Raw genomic sequence first — 17,651 nt, 5'->3', positions numbered from 1 at the left:
ACAGGGCATGCCTGACAGATAATCTGCAGCCCTGAGCGTGTGCGTACATTATGCCAACCCGCAGACAACCTCAATCCATCCTTTGCAAAATGAATTGATGTCGATGATCAGTTTTGCTGAACGTCTTGTCATGAAGGCAGCCATGGCCGCTGAAGTGATATACTCTCGCCACGGCGAAAAGCATTAACATTCCACCCGGGTGCCAGATGACCACCGAGACCAACGACAAATTCAGAGAATCCGCCCTCCGGGCCATCGAAATCGAGCGCGAAGCCATTGACGCGCTGACCGACAGGATTGATGAACACTTCGTACGCGCCTGCGAGGTCATCATGGCCTGCAAGGGCCGCGTGGTGGTGACTGGCATGGGTAAATCCGGCCATATCGGCAACAAGATTGCCGCCACCCTGGCCAGCACCGGTACGCCTTCTTTCTTTGTGCACCCGGGCGAAGCCAGCCATGGCGACCTGGGCATGATCACCAGCCAGGATGTGGTACTGGGAATTTCCAATAGTGGCAACACCAGTGAAGTACTCACTATATTGCCACTGATCAAGCGCATGGGTGCGCCGCTGATCAGCATGACCGGCAACGCAAACTCTACTCTTGCGCGGGAAGCGGTCGCCAATCTGGATGTCAGTGTTGCACTGGAAGCCTGCCCACTCGGCCTGGCCCCTACATCCAGCACTACCGCCACCCTGGTGATGGGCGATGCCCTGGCGGTCGCCTTGCTGGAAGCGCGCGGCTTCAGCACTGAGGACTTCGCGCTGTCACACCCCGGCGGCAGCCTGGGCCGCAAGCTACTGTTGCGTGTCTCCGAAATCATGCACACGGGCGACCGCATTCCCCGGGTACAGGAAGACATTACCCTCGGCGGAGCACTGCTGGAAATTTCCCGCAAGGGGCTGGGCATGACCACGGTTATCAATGCCGCCGGCGACCTGGTGGGCGTGTTCACCGACGGTGACCTTCGTCGCACCCTGGACCGCTCCGTGGATATCCACAACACCCCGATTGCCGAAGTGATGACCCGCAACGGCCGGGTTATCCACGACGACCAGCTGGCAGCTGAAGCCCTGAACATGATGGAAGAGCTGAAAATCAACGCCCTGCCGGTGATCGACCGCGACGGCAAGCTCACCGGTGCCATCAATATGCACGACCTGCTGCGGGCCGGTGTTATCTGATGAGTGATCTGATGACAGACCAGCTCCGCCCACAGTGGCCGGCTGAGATATTGAAAAAGGCATCCGCCATCCGCCTTCTGGCCCTGGATGTCGACGGCATCATGACCGACGGCAAACTGTTTTTCAGCGCCTCCGGAGACGAACTGAAAGGCTTTAACATTCTCGACGGGCTGGGTATCAAGCAGGTGATGGCGGCGGGAATCGAGGTTGCCGTCATTACCGGCCGCTCCTCTCCACTGACCGCCCGGCGCATGAATGACCTGGGCATTCCTCACCTTATGCAGGGCCGGGAAGACAAAAAGGTCGCTCTTGCAGAGCTGGCCGGACGGCTTGATCTCTCCCCGCAGCAGGTCGCCTACATGGGCGACGATCTGCCCGATCTGCCGGCCATCCGCTATGCCGGGCTCGGCGTTACCGTGCCCAATGGTTACTGGCTTGTCCGCCAGCATGCGGATGTCTGCACGGCCGCCGCCGGCGGCGATGGCGCCGTCAGAGAAGCCTGCGAATTACTGCTGGCCGCTTGCGGACAACTCGACGCCAGCCTGCAACCCTACCTGGAGCAGAATTGATGTCTGCCCAGCCGCTGTTCAACCGCCCCTGGGTCCGAACCCTGGGCCTGGCAGGCGCGATAGTGGCGCTGTTCTTTCTGCTCTGGCAAAGTGATGAACCATCGGACCCAACCGAAGCAGCCTCGCTGCGGGGCGAATCCGAGCCCGACGGTTTTGTGGTCAATGGTCATTACCTGTCTTACGACGAAACCGGACGGCTGACAACCCGCTTCCGAAGCCCGAGAATCGAGCAATTCGAATCCCGCAGCGAGACGGTTATGGCGTCTCCCCGGGCGACACTTTACGGCGACGAAGGCAGCCCACCCTGGCAGGTGCAGGCTGACGAGGGCCGCCTTCTGGAAGCGGACGATCTGGTTCACCTGACCGGCAATGTAAAAGTGATCCGCGAAGCCGAAGGCGGACGCCCGCTGACCCTGACGACAACGGTGTTGACACTGAATAACCGCGATCGCACCGTTTACACGGACGAGCCGGTCAAGCTGACTGACGTCGCCGGCGTGACCACGGCTACCGGAATGAAGGCCTGGATTGATGACCGCATTCTTGAACTCGACTCGCAGGTGGAAGGACGCTATGAGCCTGGCAAGTAAATGGAAACCCCGCGACAGCTCCCGCTGGCCCGCGTCGCCATTGATGATACTCGCGGTCACCTGCGTGGCTCTGATGGCGCCAACATCGGCCCTGGCATTCAACCTGGAGTCCGACGAGCCCATCAGGGTCAACGCTGACAGTGCAAGGCTGGATGACGGCCAGGGGATAGCAACCTACACTGGCGCCGTGGAAATGACCCAGGGCCAGACCAACCTGACCGCCGACAAGGTTGTACTTTATCGGGACGAGACTGGTGTCAGCCGCATTGAGGCTACCGGCCGGCCCGCACATTACCGGCAGCCGGCAATGGAAGGACAGGGCGAAACCGACGCTCGCGCCCTGAGTATCACCTGGTCGGCCGCTGAAAACCGGGTAACCTTCGAGCGTGAGGCGGTTATTGAGCAGGACGGCAACCTGTTCCGCGGTGACATCATCCACTACGACAGCGCCAATCGCATCGTCACCGCTGAAGGCGCCCCCGATCAGGGCGAAGGCAGTGGCCGCGTGGAGATGGTGATTCAACCACGCAACAACCCGGACAACTCCACCAGCAACCCCGACTGACAGGATACCGATGGCAGTTCTCAGAGCCAGTAACCTCGCGAAAAGCTACAAGCAAAAAAAAGTCGTCATCGACGTTTCGCTGGAGATCCGCAGCGGCGAGATCGTTGGCCTGCTGGGCCCAAATGGTGCCGGCAAGACCACCTGCTTCTATATGATCGTAGGGCTGGTTCCCGCCGACAACGGCAGGATAACCATCGACCACCAGGACATAACACCGCTGCCAATGCATGGCCGCGCCCGCAAGGGGATCGGCTACCTGCCCCAGGAAGCATCGGTGTTTCGCAAACTGACGGTACGCGACAACGTTATGGCCATCCTGGAAACCCGCCGCGAACTCAACCGTAGCCAGCGGGAAGCCAAACTGGAGGAATTGCTGGAAGAGTTTCATATCACTCATATCCGCGACAGCCCTGGCATGGCACTATCCGGCGGCGAACGCCGACGAGTGGAAATCGCCCGTGCCCTGGCGATGGAGCCGGCGTTTATTCTTCTGGATGAACCTTTTGCCGGGGTGGACCCGATTTCGGTGAGTGACATCAAGCATATTATCCGCCACCTGCGGGACAAGGGTATTGGTGTTCTGATCACCGACCACAACGTGAGAGAAACCCTCGATATCTGTGAGAATGCCTATATCGTCAGCGGGGGCCATATCATTGCCTCGGGCAATTCGGACGACATCCTGGCCAACCAGCAGGTCAAGGAAGTGTATCTAGGCAATGAATTTCGCCTGTAGTACACTCGGCAAAGAACTTGCTTGGCACGGCAAGTGGCCAGCATACATAGAGTTTTTTTGCAACCCCAACGTCCGAGAGCGACCGAGTGACGGATCCTGAACTATGGTTATGAAAGCCTCATTACAGTTAAAGCTGGGTCAAAGCCTCACCATGACGCCCCAGCTGCAACAGGCTATAAGGCTTCTGCAGCTCTCCACTCTAGACCTCCAGCAGGAAATCCAGCAGGCGCTGGAATCCAACCCCATGCTGGAAACCTCGGAAGACGATGACAACCAGAACCCGGAATCCGCGGAAAGCGAAAGCGACGCGGCGGAAACATCCTCGACCGAAGAATCGAACACCGCCTCCGACTCATCCGCGGACTGGGATGAATCCGAGAACGGACCCGACTGGTCCTCAGAAACCGACAGCCCCGACACCATTCCCGATGACCTTCCGGTGGATACGGCCTGGGACGACATATATCAGTCAGCACCTGCATCGTCGGCCCGCAACGACGACGAAAACGACAACGATTTCGAAACCCGCAACTCGCCAACCGAAACCCTTCACGATCACCTGGAGTGGCAGCTGAACCTGACGCCACTGAGTGAACGGGACCAGGCTATCGCCCACGCGCTGATGGATGCGGTTGATAACCACGGGTACCTGACCTCTCCCCTGGAAGAAATCCATTCGGGAATGATGGATGAGTCCGATGATGATCCGCTTGAAATGGATGAGGTGGAGGCCGTACTTCATCGGCTGCAGCATTTCGATCCGCCGGGCGTGTTCGCCCGGGATCTGCAGGAATGCCTGCTGATCCAGCTTAATCAGTTACCGCAGGAGACACCCTGGCTGGCCCAGGCGCGGCTGGTCATTACCCATTACATCAACCTGCTGGGCAATCGTGATTATGCCCAATTGCTTCGTCGTAGCCGCCTGAAGGAAGACCAGTTGCGGGATGTACTGGCGCTGATTACCGCACTGAACCCGCGCCCCGGTGATACCCTTGACCAGGCCGAACCGGACTACGTCATTCCGGACGTTATCGTGCGCAAGCACAACGAGCGCTGGCGGGTGGAACTGAATCCTGAAATTGCACCACGCATTCGCGTCAATGCCAGCTATGCTTCACTTATAAAGCGTGCAGACAGCAGTTCCGACAACACCTACCTGCGGGACCAGCTGCAGGAAGCGAAATGGTTTATCAAGAGCCTGCAAAGCCGCAATGAAACCCTGCTGAAAGTCGCCACGCGAATTGTCGAGCATCAGCAAGGATTCCTGGACCATGGCGAGGAACACATGAAGCCGCTGATCCTGTCGGATATTGCCCAGGCGGTGGAGATGCATGAATCAACCATTTCCCGCGTGACTACCCAGAAATACATGCACACGCCGCGCGGCATATTTGAACTGAAGTATTTTTTCTCCAGCCACGTTAGCACCGACGAAGGTGGAGAATGCTCCTCGACGGCAATCCGGGCGATGATCAAAAAGCTGATTGCAACGGAAACCCCGAAAAAGCCATTGAGCGATAGCAAAATTGCAGCCATGCTAGGGGAACAGGGTATCAAGGTAGCGAGACGAACCGTGGCCAAGTACCGTGAGGCAATGCACATTCCTCCGTCCAACGAAAGAAAGCGATTGGTGTAGTAAACATCCGATAACAGGAGAAGCCTATGCAACTCAATATTTCAGGCCATCACGTAGAACTGACCCCCGCTCTGAAGGATTACGTAGCAGGCAAGTTTGACAAGCTCGAACGACACTTTGACCACATCAGCAATTGCCAGGTCACGCTTGAGGTGGAAAAAGTGCGCCAGATGGCGGAAGCTACGCTACACGTGATCGGTGGTGAGATTCACGCAAAGGCCGAGAACAGCGATATGTACGCCGCCATTGATGCGCTGGTGGACAAGCTGGACAGGCAGATCCTGAAGCACAAGGAAAAGAACGTTGACCGGATGCATGGTAACGGTGCCCGCTAGGGCGTCCTCCTTCCTGCATAACAGTTAATCGAGCTGCGACACTGGCTAGTACAATAAAAGGTGTCGCAGCCTTTTTTTACGGAACTGCAGTCGATTCATGACCGACACATCCCTGACTATCGAGAACATTCTCGCGCCGGAGCTGACCCTTTGCAGGGTTCCCGCCTCCAGCAAGAAGCGGGTTATGGAAACCATCGCCGAGCAGATCCAGCAACACGATCCCTCGCTTGGTGATACCGAGATATTCAACAACCTGGTCGCCCGGGAGCGACTGGGCAGCACGGGTATTGGCCAGGGTATTGCTATTCCCCACTGCCGCCTGGAAGGGCTCGATCATGTTGTGGGGGTATTGCTGACCCTGGAAGAAGGCGTCGCCTTCGACGCCATCGACAACCAGCCAGTGGACCTGGTTTTTGCCCTCATTGTTCCCAAGGAAGCGACCAGTGAACATCTTGAACTGCTGAGCCAGCTGGCCGAGAAGTTCAATGAAAGGGCATTCTGTGACCAACTCCGCCAATGTACCGAGGCGGATTCTCTCTATCGCCGGATGACGGCCGAGGGAAGCTGAACTACTCCGGATTCGAGGTTAATGGGCTATGAAACTGATCATCGTCAGCGGCCGGTCAGGCTCCGGTAAAAGTACTGCGCTGCATGTGCTGGAAGATCTGGGTTTCTATTGCATTGACAACCTGCCCATCGGACTGCTGTTTCCCCTGACACGGGAAGCCACCACCCAGACCTCACCGGGCCGGTTGGGAAAAATGGCAGTGAGCATCGACGCCCGCAACCTGTCCGGCGAACTCAGCAACTTTGAAGATATCTATCGCAGCCTGCAGGATACCGGCGTCACCATAGAGATTATTTACCTGGATGCCGACGAACAGTCTCTGCTACAGCGATTCCACGCCACACGGCGCAAACACCCCCTGAGCGATGACAAGACCTCACTGCGCGAAGCCATTATCAACGAAAAAAAGCTGCTGGAACCCCTGTCGAAACTGGCCGACCTTTACGTTGATACCACCGGCCTTTCCATGTACGAACTGCGGGACATGGTCAAGCAACGGGTTGCCGGGCGGCGCGAACAGGAGCTGGCGCTGTTGTTCCAGTCATTCGGCTTCAAACACGGGGTGCCACTGGACTCGGATTATGTCTTTGATGTTCGCTGTCTGCCCAACCCGTACTGGGACACCAGTCTGCGAAAATTTGTAGGCACCGACCAGCCGGTGATCGACTTCCTGGAAAAGGAACCGCTAAGCCGGAAAATGGTGGAGGACCTGACCCGCTTCCTGGAAAACTGGCTGCCGTGCTTTGCCGACAGCAATCGCAGTTATATGACGATTTCGATCGGCTGTACCGGTGGCCAGCATCGCTCGGTCTACATATGTGAACAGCTGGGCCGTCATTTCTCGGAAAAGTACAGCAACGTGCAGGTCCGACACACCGAGCTGCCCCACCTGCAAAGCCGGGAAAGCTGAACCGTTTATGATCCGCCGCCCCATTACCATCGTCAACAAACTCGGGTTGCACGCCCGCGCCGCGGCCAAACTGGTTGCAACCGCCTCGAACTTCGAGAGCAGCATTCAACTCAGCCGGAACGATCGCCAGGTGGATGCCAAAAGCATCATGCCGGTGATGATGCTGGCCGCGAGCCAGGGAACAGAGGTAGAACTGATTGCAGACGGGCCTGACGAGTCCGAAGCCATCGAGGCACTGGCAGCGCTTATCGACGATTATTTCGGCGAGGGCGAATAGCAGCCAGGCGTGAGCCCGCGCGACCACGGCATTCACCTACAACTCTTTCTCACCTGTGCACCCTAACTTCGCTATAATACGGGGGTTTTCTGACTGTGGGTGACCAATGACCGATATTCTGGAGAAAAGCCAGGCTCGCCAACGCCTTCGCTCCCTGAGCGAAGCGCTGGACAGTGGTGCGCTGAAACAGGTTGCCCGCATCCTTAATGGTGGCCTGAGCCCCAGCGATATTGCCCACCTGCTGGAATCCTCTCCGCCCCGTCAGCGGGCGTTGCTTTGGAATCTGGTCGACAAGCAGCTGGAAGGCGAAGTTCTCCAGTACCTCAATGATGACATTCGCGGCTACTTCCTGAGCCAGCTGAACGCCCAGGAACTGGCGGACATCATTGAAGATTTCGAGTCGGATGACCTCGCCGACTTACTGCAGCAATTGCCGGATACGGTGATCCAGGAAGTCCTGGACACCATGGACGAACAGGACCGCCAGCGGGTGGAGGAAGTGCTCTCCTACCCGGAAGACACCGCCGGCGGCCTGATGAACACGGACACCATCACGGTGCGCCCGGATATCAGTATCGATGTGGTACTCCGTTACCTGCGCCGGCATCGCAACCTGCCACCGATGACCGACAGCCTGATTGTGGTGAGCCGCCGGGACGAATTCATCGGCATGCTGCCGATTACCAAAATGCTGGTTTCAAATCCGGCCGCGACGGTGCGTGAAGTAATGGACACCGATATCGAGCCGATACCTGTCACCCTGTCCGACACCAAAGTGGCCACACTGTTCGAACGCTACGACCTGATCTCGGCGCCGGTGGTCAGCGAGGAAGGCAGGCTGCTGGGCCGGATCACCATCGATGACGTGGTTGACGTTATACGAGAGGACGCCGACCACTCGCTGATGAGCATGGCCGGCCTGGATGAGGATGAAGATACCTTCGCGCCGATTTTCAAGACGACCCGGCGCAGGGCGGTCTGGCTGGGCATCAACCTGCTCACGGCCTTTACCGCGTCCGCCGTGATAGGACTGTTTGAAGCCACCATCGAGAAAGTTGTGGCCCTCGCTGTACTGATGCCTATCGTGGCTTCCATGGGCGGCATCGCCGGCAGCCAGACACTGACGCTGGTTATCCGCGGCATGGCCGTGGGACAGATCAGCGGGGCCAACGTGGGCTGGCTGCTGAACCGTGAATTTGTCGCCGGCGCCCTGAACGGACTGCTCTGGGCCGTGGTGGTCGCGTCGGCCGCTACTCTCTGGTTCAAGGACATCATGATTGGCGCCATTATCGCGGCCGCCCTTATCATAAACCTGATTGCCGCAGCCCTCGTGGGGACCGTGCTGCCCCTGTTTCTCAAATCGCGCAACATTGATCCGGCGCTGGCGGGAAGCGTTATACTGACAACCGTAACCGATGTGGTCGGGTTTATGGCGTTTCTTGGTCTGGCTACGATATTTTACGGGTAATCCGACAAAACAGGCATTTCATGAACGATACTCAAGACGATTCCCCGCAATACTCGGGCCCCAGCAAATCCCAGCTCAAACGGGAGATGCACCAGTTGCAGGGTCTCGGGAAGCGCATGCTGGATCTGAGCAACGACCAGCTCGACACCCTGCCCATTAGCGGAACACTGCGGGCGGCTATCGAGGAATCCCGTCGCATTCGACAGAACGAAGCCCGCCGGCGGCACCTTCAGTACATCGGCAAAATCATCCGTCAGGAAGACGATCCGGAAGGACTGACACGCGCCATTGACGCCTTTGATGCCGGCAGCGAAGAGCATACACGCCGCCATCACCTGGCAGAGCGATGGCGTGACCGGATGATTGAAGAAGGTGACCCTGCTGTCGGGGAATTCCTGAATTACTGCACAACAGCTGATATCCAGCACCTGCGTAACCTGGCCCGCAATGCCCGCCGGGATATGCAGAGCGAGAAGAACACCGGCCAGCCGAGAAAGCTGTTCCGCTACCTGCGGGAGTGCATTGACGACGTGGAGGCGGCCGGTAACTGATCTTCCGTCTGGTCAGAGCCTACGGTGCTCCCAGACCGGCATCCGGGTGCGTATCTCGCCCAGCCGCTCCAGGTCCAGGTCGGCGGTGACGACCCCCGGCCCCTCACCGATCTCGGACACCACACGCCCCCATGGATCAACGATCATACTGTGGCCATAGGTGTGCCGACGCTCACTGTTCTGGCCACCCTGCCCGGCTGCCACCATCCAGAACTGATTCTCGATAGCCCTGGCTCGCAGGAGCGCATGCCAGTGGGCATCGCCGGTATTCCAGGTAAAGGCACTGGGTAACGAAACCCACTCAGCGCCCTGCTCCCGCAACTTGCGGAAAAGTTCAGGAAAGCGGAGATCGTAGCAGATGGCCAGCCCGAGCCGGCCGGCGGGAGTGTCGATCACAACCACCTCGTCGCCGGGTTCAAAGGTGTCGGACTCCCGGTACTGGCCCTGGGCGTCTTCCACCATGGCATCAAACAGGTGGATTTTGTCGTAACGGGCGACTTCCTCGCCCTCATTGTTATAGACAAGACAGCAGGCCCTGACCCGGTCCTTCACAGTGGAGCCATCAGGACGGGAAGCAATGGGAAGCGAGCCGCCAATAATCCAGATACCCAGCCTGGCGGATTGTTCCGCCAGAAAACGACGGATCAGATTGTCCGGGTCAGCCTCACGACGACCACACCCGATCATCTGCCGGGTGGCCAGCACGGCGAAATTTTCCGGCAATACTGCGATGCCGGCACCAGAAATGGCGGCTTCTTCCAGCAAACGCCCCGCTTCCCTGAGATTCCCGGCAATATCATGGGTGCTCACCATCTGGATGGCAGCCACCCTGTTTGCCTGCCTGGTCACTGCCTGTTGTGCATGTGCTGACATCTGCTGTCCTCCCGATAGAATCATTCCTCGCCGGTATCAAACACCCGCCTGAGCCGAACCTCCGGTTCGTCCCAGCTGCCACTCACACTATAGGTTGCACTGGTCAGTTTACTCAATGGATCACCCAACACTTTGTCCAGAACAAACAGCGCACCCCCGATAGGCGCACCCGCTCCCATCAGCAGTGCCGCCAGGGGCAGGTTCTGGGTCAGGGGCAGAACCACCACCATTCTCATGTCCAGGGTTTCATCCACCATGTTACTTGTGCCGGTAAGCTTGAAAGCACCGGAGGGGCCAACCACCTGGAGCTCCGGATCCAGCGTCAGCAGGCCATTAATCATGGTCGCTTTGCCTGATATGGCATCAAAAGCCACACCGGCTTCGTACAGATCCGAAAAGTCCAGCTGCAGCCGACGCCATAACGTGTCGGAGTTGAGCAGATTGAATACCCGGAACAGCTGGGCCGTGTTGTTGCTCTCGAGAATGACGCCGTCGTCAAAGCGTACACTCACTGTCCCGCTCAGCCCCGATACGTCAAAGTCATTGGGACGCCCCGGCCAGTCAATATCCAGATTCACGGCGGTACTTTCGCTACGAAACGGAATCTCGGTGCCAAACAGATTCCCCAGGTCCGCAAGGGAGTCCCCGGTAATGTCACCCACGAACCGCGTGGTTTCCCGATCACCGGCAATACTCCAGGTCAGCTCCCCCCCAAGGGTCAGCGACTTGAGCGTGCCGTTGATATCCTGCACCCGTAATCGCGAGGCTTCCGGGAGAATCCTCAGGGACCAGGTACCGGCGTCATCATCGTCGAGCTGGAGATTTGAGATACGGAGGTCGATATCCGGCCAGTTCTCCATGCCTAGCTCCCGGAAGGCACGGATCTGTTCTTCGGGCTCGGGCAGTAAAGGCACATCTTGCTCACTATCGGTGTTGCCCCGGGCCAGCTTCAGCCGCTCCAGGTCGACAACGACCGGGCCGTCATCCGAAGGCCAGTACACGCCCCCGGAAAGCCACTCGGACTCCGCCTCAACCGACCACTGCCTGTTGATCCGCTGCGCAGAAACGTCAACACCGGTCAACTGACGGTCACCCAGAAACAGGGTGTTGAAAACCAGCTCCAGATGATCGGTCTGCCACATCAGATCCAGGTTCAATCGGTCCGGCCAGTCGACATAGACGTTTATCCCGGCGTCATCCCGCGGCTCTATTCGCGCGCTCAGGGGCGCCTCTTCGTCCGCCTTCTTTGCCAATGGCTCCGGCCAACTGACCTCAAGCCCGGTCAGATCCGAATACAGCCGGATGTCGGTTGATTCCCCCGGCGAGATGTCCACTGTCGCCAGGTAGCCCATGTCGCCACTCAACCCCAGCCCTGTTCCCTCCGGCAAAGCGGTCCGGGCCAACAGACTGGTGATGTCGAGACGACCATACTGACGGATATTGAGCGCTTCTCCGGTCTCGGCCCGGCGCAACCGCACGGTGACGGGAGCTCCCAGGAAAAGCGCCTCTACCGGCGTATCAGAAAAACCATCCCCCGAACTGAAGCTTAACTCGCCGTTGATTTGTGTCCATTGAAGGTCTGCCGGGGCGTATGTCAGCGTGCCGGCATCGGCCCGTACCGTGGCATTTATGTCAGGTGGTGTGTCTGAATCCAGCAGCAGGCCAAGCTCCAGGCCAAGATGATAGTTGCCTTCGAGGCGGATGCTACTACCAGCCTCTCCGGCCATCTCACCCAACGGACTGCTCTCCATCCAGTAAGCCACCGCCTCTCCTGCCACCGGCGCGGCGGCCTCCACTGTGACCCGGACATTGCTGCCCTCGGGCTCCACTCTCACCTGCCCCGGCTCAAGATCGAGCCCGCCCGTGCGACCGGACTCCAAGTCAACCCGCGTACGGCCATTCTGAACGTAAACGGTGCCAGAAGCGTCGGTGACCTCTGGCCAGCGTTCGTCATAACGTACCGTCCCGTTCTGGAAATGGTAAACCATTGATGACACAAAGGAGCCCGGTGGGGCGTCACGATTGATCAGTCCATGGCCGAAATACTCCCCGCTGGTGACCTCGACTTCCTTGATCGCCGTTGTCAGCCACTCATACAGCCCGGGGGCCACGGCTTTGACCGGCACAAAATCCCCAAGCATCCCGGCGGTTCCGTTCTGAACGCCGACCCTGAGGCCGAGATTGTCTTCGCCCTGGCGGTCCATCCGCAAATCGAACGCGCCTTCCAGCTCCGTATCATCGCCATAGGTCATCCCGATATCATCGGAATAGACCCGGATAATGTCACCCTCGAGGCGCCAGGCCACGCCGGCCCGAAGGTCCCGCAGATTCCACGCACCCCGGAACAGGTCCGGGAAGCCCAGTGTCAGCTCATCGCTCCGGGCCTCTACATGGCCACCTTGCTCAGTCATGACCAGGTTACCGTTCAGGCCCGACACACCCGGCGCACCGCCATAGGCCTGGATGCCAATATCGTCCATCAGAGCCGTCAGCTCGAACGCTTCCCCTCCGTCAGAGGACAGGTTGAGCACCAACTGGTTCAGCTTGCCGGCCGGCCGGTAGTGTTCGAGCGCGCGCGTGGCGTTGTCCGGCAGCACGCCAAGGCTGGTTACCAGACGCCGGAGGGGTTGTAGCGACAGGTCGTCGGCAATGATTCGCGGGCCGGCTTCATCATGGCGGAAGCGGACGCTGAAAGGCGGAACCGAATCGCCATTCCACTCCCATTGAAGTTCCTTGAGATGAAATTCACCGGTAGTGAACCAGGGTTGATCAGCCAGTTCTGATGGCGGGCCGCCAGATGCATCCTGTCGTCGCCACCCGAACCTTGCGCTGATGTCCTGGAGCGGTGCCAGGGATTCGCTGCCGGCGCCGATCTGCAAGTAAGGCGTTGCCACTTTTCCGCTGACCTGCTCCATCAGGCCGTCACGAAAGGTCATCCATACCTGGCCGCCGAGATCAAATCCTTCCACACGGATATCTCGCCAGCCGTATTCTTCAACCAGTCCGTCGAACAGCCGCCCGGAATTGATATCGGCGTACACCTGGCCGGTAAAATCGCCGCGGAAAAAGTGCCGTCCAACCAATCCGAAACTGGCCAACTGCTCGGTGGTACCAGGGCTCATGGCGCGCCCGGATGCGTGAAAAAGGCCACGCTGATAAACCAGATCGAGCTGGGGTATTTCCACATGACGCAGCTGGTCATTGTTGTCCCGCACGCCGAGGTCAAAGCGGGTGATTTTTACGGAGGGGTCGGAAAGCCAGGCCCCGGCAAGGTCAAGCCAGTGTTCAATGTCATTAGCCACGGGCCCGGGGATATCGACACCTTCCACCGTCACCTCCCCGCGCCGGGTCTGGTTGATCGTCAGCTTGAGCCCGTCGGCTTCGAAGTTGGCAAACACGATACGCAGGCGGCTCAGTGATGCGAGGAAGTCCAGGCCGATGCGAACGCTCTGCAGTGAACCCGCCACATCGTTGCCTTCGCCATCAGACAGTACCCGGATTTCGCGGGCAATAATGGTAGGATTCAGCCAGTTCCAGCTTGACGACAGTGAGCCAATGCGAATGTCCTGGCCAAGCTTCGACGACAACACCTGCTCGATATCAGTGCGGTAATCGTCGATGTTCTGGGTGAGTTGGCGGCCAATCCCGGCATACAGTGCCAGCAGGATGATGACTGCCAGCAACAGCCACCAGATCAGACTGGCAAGGCGTGACAGTAACCGGACAACTACATGTCTGTTTTCTTGATCAGCAACACTGGATGCCATCAGGGGTAACCGCCACGCCTAGTGAATACCTGCCGTTCCGGCGTTACAGCAGCACCACATCATACTGCTCCTGACTGTAGAAGGGCTCAACCTGAAAACGAATGGTTTTACTGATGAACGTCTCAAGATCCGCTACGTTGTCGGATTCCTCATCCAGCAGGCGGTCCACCACACTCTGTGAAGCCATGACAAGATAGCTTTCTGCGTCGTAGGCACGGTTTACCCGCAAGATTTCCCGGAAGACCTCATAACAAACGGTCTCGCTGGTCTTCAGGAAGCCACGGCCGTCACAGATCGGGCAGGGTTCACAGAGTATCTGGCCTAGGCTTTCGGTAGTGCGCTTGCGGGTCATTTCCACCAGCCCCAGCTCGGAAACGCCGGTTATCTTGGTTTTCGCATGATCCCGCTCCAGCATCTTTTCGAGCATGCGATGCACCTGGCGCTGGTGCTCGGCATCATCCATGTCGATGAAATCGATAATGATAATGCCGCCAAGGTTACGCAGGCGCAGCTGACGGCTGATAGCACGGGCCGCTTCCAGATTGGTCTTGAAGATGGTTTCCTCAAGGTTGCGGTGACCCACAAACGCGCCGGTGTTGATGTCGATGGTGGTCATTGCTTCGGTCTGATCAATGATCACGTACCCACCCGACTTCAGCTGGACCTTGCGGCTGAGGGCTTTCTGGATTTCATCCTCAACGGAGTAGAGGTCGAAGATGGGCCGTTCGCCCGGATAGTACTCGACCTTGTCGGAAAACTCGGTTACGAACTCATTCACAAACTCCATGACGCGCTGGTGGCTCTCGCGGCTGTCGATACGAACTTTCTCGGTCTGGGGGCGAATCAGATCACGAATGGTGCGGATAAACAGTGGCAGATCCTGATAGACCGCCGTTGGCGCCTCACAGCGGGTTATGCGCTCTTCGATAGCCTGGTTCAGGCGATGCAGGTACGTCATATCGCCGAGAAGGTCTTCCGCCGAGGCGGCCTCCGCGGCCGTGCGAATTATGTAGCCGCCGCTTACCTCAGCGTCAGCAGCCGCCCCCTCTTCCACCAGCGTTTTCAGCCGTGCCCGCTCATTTTCATCTTCGATCCGCTGGGAAATGCCCACATGACTGACCCCGGGCATAAACACCAGGTAGCGGGAAGGAATGGACAGTTGGGTTGTCAACCGCGCCCCCTTGGTACCGATGGGGTCTTTGGTGACCTGGACGACCAGTGACTGGCCCTCCCGTAACAGGGTGCGGATATCGGGGACGGTTTTCGGGGTATCGGCGGGTTCATTCGGCGGTTGCTGAACGGGCACCACATCGGATGCATGAATGAATGCGGCCCGCTCAAGACCAATATCCACGAAGGCCGCCTCCATACCGGGCAGCACCCGAACCACTTTGCCCTTGTAGATATTGCCGACAATTCCCTTGCGGCTGGTACGCTCAATGTAGGCTTCCTGGAGCATGCCGTTCTCCACGAGAGCCACCCGGGTTTCCACCGGCGTAACGTTGATCAGTATTTCTTCACTCATTGCGGCTCTCCTGCCTGCTGTTCCAGGTTTCCCAGACCGGGCATCCGGCGCCGGCAAGTAATTCTGCGGTTTCCTGCAGGGGCAGACCGACCACGGCACTGTAGCTGCCCCGAAGTTCTTCTACAAAAATACCACCCCGCCCCTGAATACCATAGCCGCCCGCCTTGTCCATCGGCTCATCGCTTGCCACATAGGCGTCTATCTCCTCGTGCGATAGCCGACGAAAACGAACATCGGTCACCGCAACCAGAGACTCACAGGTTTTCTTGCTGGCAATGGCAACGGCTGTCATTACCTGATGGGTAGTGCCGGACAGTTGCCTGAGCATGTCTGCCGCGTCCTGACCGTGCCGTGGTTTGCCGAGTATCCGGCCAGCAAGAACGACGGAGGTGTCTGAGCCAATCACAATGCTGTTCGGCTCCTTCGCCTGAATCGCCAGCGCTTTCTCCCGGGCCAGCCGCTCCACGTAATGAAGTGCCGACTCACCAGCACCCGGAGTCTCATCAATATCGGCCGGTCGAATCTTGAAGCATAGCCCGATCTGCCTCAGCAGTTCGGCTCGTCGCGGTGAGGCAGACGCCAGAACAATAGATTCCATGAAACGCCCGAGCCCCCTCTATCCGAGTTTCCGGTTGAGATTGTCCAGCAGAACACAAATGAAGGGCCAGACGATGGCGCTGGTCAGCGCCGGCCAGAGGTAGCTGAAACCGGAGTCGTCTGCGCCCAGGGTCTGCTTGATAAAATGCACCAGCATCTGGTTGATACCCAGCAGCAGGAATACCATGAGGCACTGCTGGGGCATGGGATACATGCGCAGACGCTGGTGAATGGTCAGTACCAGAAACGCGATCACCCCCATCGCCAGCGCATTGACACCCAGCGGAGTGGCCTCCAGAACATCCAGCAACAGCCCCAGGCACCAGGCCAGCAGAATGCCGAACTGCGCCGGCGCACGGAAGGTCCAGTAAAATACCATCAAGCCCAGCCATTCCGGCCGGAACTCAAACCAACCCACCGGGAACAGGGAACTGCTGAGTACCAGGGACAGCACAATGCTGACGGCAAAAACGGGATAACTGATAACGGACAGCATCAGCGTACCTCGCCCTGATCTGCGCTGGCCGACTCGGTGGCCGGCGCTGTGTCCCCGGCTTCGCCAGTGGCCTCCTGTTCCGGGGAGAACACAACCAGCAGCAGCCGGCTCTTGTTCAGTTCCGCCAGCGGCGTCGCTTCGATTTTCACAAAAGGTTCGCCCGGCTCTTTGGTAATCCTGTTCACCTCTGCCACCGGATAGCCCTTGGGAAAGCGGCCCCCAAGGCCAGAACTGACCAGCAAGTCGCCCTCGCGGATATCCGCCGTGTCCGGTACATGTACCAGTTCCAGGGCGCTGGTATCGCCATTGCCCAGGAGTATCGCCCGCAAGCCGTTGCGAACGACCTCAACCGGCACGGCATGGCTGCTATCCGACACCAGCAACACCCGGGACGTAAAACTGCTGGTTTGCTGAACCTGCCCCATCAGTCCATTGGCATCCAGAATTGCCTGGCCCACCTCGACACCGTCGCGGCTGCCCTTGTTGATCACCACCTCATGGGAAAACGGGTCGGGAGAAACCGCCACCACTTCGCCAACAATAACGCGGTCATCCAGTACTTCCGAGGAATTCATCAACCGACGCAGTTCATTGTTCTCGGAAGCCAGAGCGGCGTATTTCAGGGCGCGGCGCTCCAGGATCAGCAGGCGTGCACGGAGCTCCTCGTTCTCTGCCTGAAGGTCTTCCTTGGAGGTAAACAGGCTGGCAAACCAGCCACTCAGCTCCGAAGGCGCATTACCCAGCCAGTGAATCGGCGCCAGGCCCGTGCCAATGGCGCTGCGGACCGGCGTGAACTGGTCGAAGCGGCCGTCAGCCACAATGAGCACCGCCGACAGCACAATAACCAGCACCAGTCTGAAGCCGGGGACAGGGCCCTGTACAAAGATGGTTTTAATGGCGCACCCTCCCGCCATCCCGGCAGGTGTCCATACGACAACCGCCGCCGTGAGGTTTCACGAGCGGCGGCCGGGTTGAGGCAATGTCGGGGCGTAAAGCCGGGG

General features: G+C 58.6%; 18 protein-coding genes. 12 read left to right on the top strand and 6 right to left on the bottom strand.

All coding sequences use genetic code 11. The features are described 5' to 3' along the window. The first annotated feature begins 206 nt into the window (after positions 1–206). The 12 genes from ABJM11_RS03665 (at position 207) to yjgA (ending at position 9,392) form a co-directional block, all read left to right on the top strand. Entirely contained in the window at positions 207–1,187 is a 981-nt protein-coding gene (locus tag ABJM11_RS03665) for a KpsF/GutQ family sugar-phosphate isomerase (protein ID WP_348295752.1), read from the top strand. Further along, positions 1,187–1,756 (top strand): HAD hydrolase family protein, encoded by a 570-nt coding sequence (locus ABJM11_RS03660; RefSeq protein WP_348295753.1) that lies wholly within the window; start codon positions 1,187–1,189, stop codon positions 1,754–1,756. Before ABJM11_RS03665 ends, ABJM11_RS03660 begins: the two co-directional genes overlap by 1 nt. Beyond that, positions 1,756–2,346 (top strand): LPS export ABC transporter periplasmic protein LptC, encoded by a 591-nt coding sequence (gene lptC, locus ABJM11_RS03655; protein ID WP_348295754.1) that lies wholly within the window; start codon positions 1,756–1,758, stop codon positions 2,344–2,346. Before ABJM11_RS03660 ends, lptC begins: the two co-directional genes overlap by 1 nt. A gap of 43 nt (positions 2,347–2,389) precedes the next feature. Further along, complete coding sequence (gene lptA / locus ABJM11_RS03650; protein WP_407069955.1) at positions 2,390–2,911, top strand: lipopolysaccharide transport periplasmic protein LptA; 522 nt, start codon at positions 2,390–2,392, stop codon at positions 2,909–2,911. A gap of 10 nt (positions 2,912–2,921) precedes the next feature. Beyond that, positions 2,922–3,647, top strand: coding sequence for an LPS export ABC transporter ATP-binding protein (gene lptB, locus ABJM11_RS03645; RefSeq protein WP_150988380.1), 726 nt, complete (start codon positions 2,922–2,924; stop codon positions 3,645–3,647). A gap of 109 nt (positions 3,648–3,756) precedes the next feature. Then, positions 3,757–5,283: an RNA polymerase factor sigma-54 gene (locus ABJM11_RS03640; protein WP_348295846.1), complete on the top strand. Its 1,527-nt coding sequence runs from the start codon at positions 3,757–3,759 to the stop codon at positions 5,281–5,283. A gap of 26 nt (positions 5,284–5,309) precedes the next feature. Further along, entirely contained in the window at positions 5,310–5,618 is a 309-nt protein-coding gene (gene hpf, locus ABJM11_RS03635; RefSeq protein ID WP_348295756.1) for a ribosome hibernation promoting factor, read from the top strand. Positions 5,619–5,715: 97 nt separating this feature from the next. After that, complete coding sequence (gene ptsN / locus ABJM11_RS03630; RefSeq protein ID WP_348295757.1) at positions 5,716–6,186, top strand: PTS IIA-like nitrogen regulatory protein PtsN; 471 nt, start codon at positions 5,716–5,718, stop codon at positions 6,184–6,186. A 28-nt stretch (positions 6,187–6,214) separates the two neighbouring features. After that, positions 6,215–7,096 (top strand): RNase adapter RapZ, encoded by an 882-nt coding sequence (rapZ, locus tag ABJM11_RS03625; RefSeq protein ID WP_348295758.1) that lies wholly within the window; start codon positions 6,215–6,217, stop codon positions 7,094–7,096. A gap of 7 nt (positions 7,097–7,103) precedes the next feature. Further along, positions 7,104–7,373 (top strand): HPr family phosphocarrier protein, encoded by a 270-nt coding sequence (locus tag ABJM11_RS03620; protein ID WP_348295759.1) that lies wholly within the window; start codon positions 7,104–7,106, stop codon positions 7,371–7,373. Between the two features lie 106 nt (positions 7,374–7,479). Further along, complete coding sequence (mgtE, locus tag ABJM11_RS03615; RefSeq protein ID WP_348295760.1) at positions 7,480–8,841, top strand: magnesium transporter; 1,362 nt, start codon at positions 7,480–7,482, stop codon at positions 8,839–8,841. A 20-nt stretch (positions 8,842–8,861) separates the two neighbouring features. After that, a complete protein-coding gene (gene yjgA, locus ABJM11_RS03610) occupies positions 8,862–9,392 on the top strand; it encodes a ribosome biogenesis factor YjgA (protein WP_348295761.1) in 531 nt (176 codons plus the stop codon). 12 nt (positions 9,393–9,404) lie between these two features. Here the strand turns inward: yjgA and ABJM11_RS03605 are convergent, their stop codons facing one another. Genes ABJM11_RS03605 through mreC form a run of 6 tightly spaced genes read right to left on the bottom strand, consistent with a single transcriptional unit; the run spans position 9,405 to position 17,564 of the window. Then, positions 9,405–10,265, bottom strand: coding sequence for a carbon-nitrogen hydrolase family protein (locus ABJM11_RS03605; RefSeq protein WP_348295762.1), 861 nt, complete (start codon positions 10,263–10,265; stop codon positions 9,405–9,407). Positions 10,266–10,285: 20 nt separating this feature from the next. After that, on the bottom strand, positions 10,286–14,032 hold the full coding sequence (locus ABJM11_RS03600) for an AsmA-like C-terminal region-containing protein (RefSeq protein WP_348295763.1): 3,747 nt from the start codon (positions 14,030–14,032) through the stop codon (positions 10,286–10,288). 43 nt (positions 14,033–14,075) lie between these two features. Next, positions 14,076–15,557, bottom strand: a complete 1,482-nt coding sequence (rng, locus tag ABJM11_RS03595; RefSeq protein ID WP_348295764.1) for a ribonuclease G — start codon at positions 15,555–15,557, stop codon at positions 14,076–14,078. After that, positions 15,550–16,155, bottom strand: coding sequence for a Maf family protein (locus tag ABJM11_RS03590; RefSeq protein ID WP_348295765.1), 606 nt, complete (start codon positions 16,153–16,155; stop codon positions 15,550–15,552). Before ABJM11_RS03590 ends, rng begins: the two co-directional genes overlap by 8 nt. 18 nt (positions 16,156–16,173) lie before the next feature. Continuing rightward, entirely contained in the window at positions 16,174–16,650 is a 477-nt protein-coding gene (gene mreD / locus ABJM11_RS03585) for a rod shape-determining protein MreD (protein ID WP_348295766.1), read from the bottom strand. Continuing rightward, entirely contained in the window at positions 16,650–17,564 is a 915-nt protein-coding gene (mreC, locus tag ABJM11_RS03580; protein ID WP_348295767.1) for a rod shape-determining protein MreC, read from the bottom strand. Before mreC ends, mreD begins: the two co-directional genes overlap by 1 nt. Positions 17,565–17,651 lie beyond the last annotated feature (87 nt).

Origin of the sequence: Marinobacter sp. (assembly GCF_039977835.1) — a bacterium.
In the GTDB taxonomy this organism is placed as follows: Bacteria; Pseudomonadota; Gammaproteobacteria; order Pseudomonadales; family Oleiphilaceae; genus Marinobacter.
The sequence above is the reverse complement of the archived record's forward strand: the minus strand, read 5'-3'. Positions and strand labels throughout refer to the sequence as shown.

What these genes read in the sequence shown, in the direction of transcription:
- ptsN (WP_348295757.1), top strand. Translation starts at nt 5,716, where the DNA reads ATGACCGACACATCCCTGACTATCGAGAACATTCTCGCGCCGGAGCTG.
- ABJM11_RS03590 (WP_348295765.1), bottom strand. Translation starts at nt 16,155, where the DNA reads ATGGAATCTATTGTTCTGGCGTCTGCCTCACCGCGACGAGCCGAACTG.
- mreD (WP_348295766.1), bottom strand. Translation starts at nt 16,650, where the DNA reads ATGCTGTCCGTTATCAGTTATCCCGTTTTTGCCGTCAGCATTGTGCTG.
- hpf (WP_348295756.1), top strand. Translation starts at nt 5,310, where the DNA reads ATGCAACTCAATATTTCAGGCCATCACGTAGAACTGACCCCCGCTCTG.
- rng (WP_348295764.1), bottom strand. Translation starts at nt 15,557, where the DNA reads ATGAGTGAAGAAATACTGATCAACGTTACGCCGGTGGAAACCCGGGTG.
- mgtE (WP_348295760.1), top strand. Translation starts at nt 7,480, where the DNA reads ATGACCGATATTCTGGAGAAAAGCCAGGCTCGCCAACGCCTTCGCTCC.
- ABJM11_RS03660 (WP_348295753.1), top strand. Translation starts at nt 1,187, where the DNA reads ATGAGTGATCTGATGACAGACCAGCTCCGCCCACAGTGGCCGGCTGAG.
- yjgA (WP_348295761.1), top strand. Translation starts at nt 8,862, where the DNA reads ATGAACGATACTCAAGACGATTCCCCGCAATACTCGGGCCCCAGCAAA.
- lptC (WP_348295754.1), top strand. Translation starts at nt 1,756, where the DNA reads ATGTCTGCCCAGCCGCTGTTCAACCGCCCCTGGGTCCGAACCCTGGGC.
- ABJM11_RS03665 (WP_348295752.1), top strand. Translation starts at nt 207, where the DNA reads ATGACCACCGAGACCAACGACAAATTCAGAGAATCCGCCCTCCGGGCC.
- ABJM11_RS03605 (WP_348295762.1), bottom strand. Translation starts at nt 10,265, where the DNA reads ATGTCAGCACATGCACAACAGGCAGTGACCAGGCAGGCAAACAGGGTG.
- ABJM11_RS03640 (WP_348295846.1), top strand. Translation starts at nt 3,757, where the DNA reads ATGAAAGCCTCATTACAGTTAAAGCTGGGTCAAAGCCTCACCATGACG.
- ABJM11_RS03600 (WP_348295763.1), bottom strand. Translation starts at nt 14,032, where the DNA reads ATGGCATCCAGTGTTGCTGATCAAGAAAACAGACATGTAGTTGTCCGG.
- ABJM11_RS03620 (WP_348295759.1), top strand. Translation starts at nt 7,104, where the DNA reads ATGATCCGCCGCCCCATTACCATCGTCAACAAACTCGGGTTGCACGCC.
- rapZ (WP_348295758.1), top strand. Translation starts at nt 6,215, where the DNA reads ATGAAACTGATCATCGTCAGCGGCCGGTCAGGCTCCGGTAAAAGTACT.
- lptA (WP_407069955.1), top strand. Translation starts at nt 2,390, where the DNA reads ATGATACTCGCGGTCACCTGCGTGGCTCTGATGGCGCCAACATCGGCC.
- mreC (WP_348295767.1), bottom strand. Translation starts at nt 17,564, where the DNA reads ATGGCGGGAGGGTGCGCCATTAAAACCATCTTTGTACAGGGCCCTGTC.
- lptB (WP_150988380.1), top strand. Translation starts at nt 2,922, where the DNA reads ATGGCAGTTCTCAGAGCCAGTAACCTCGCGAAAAGCTACAAGCAAAAA.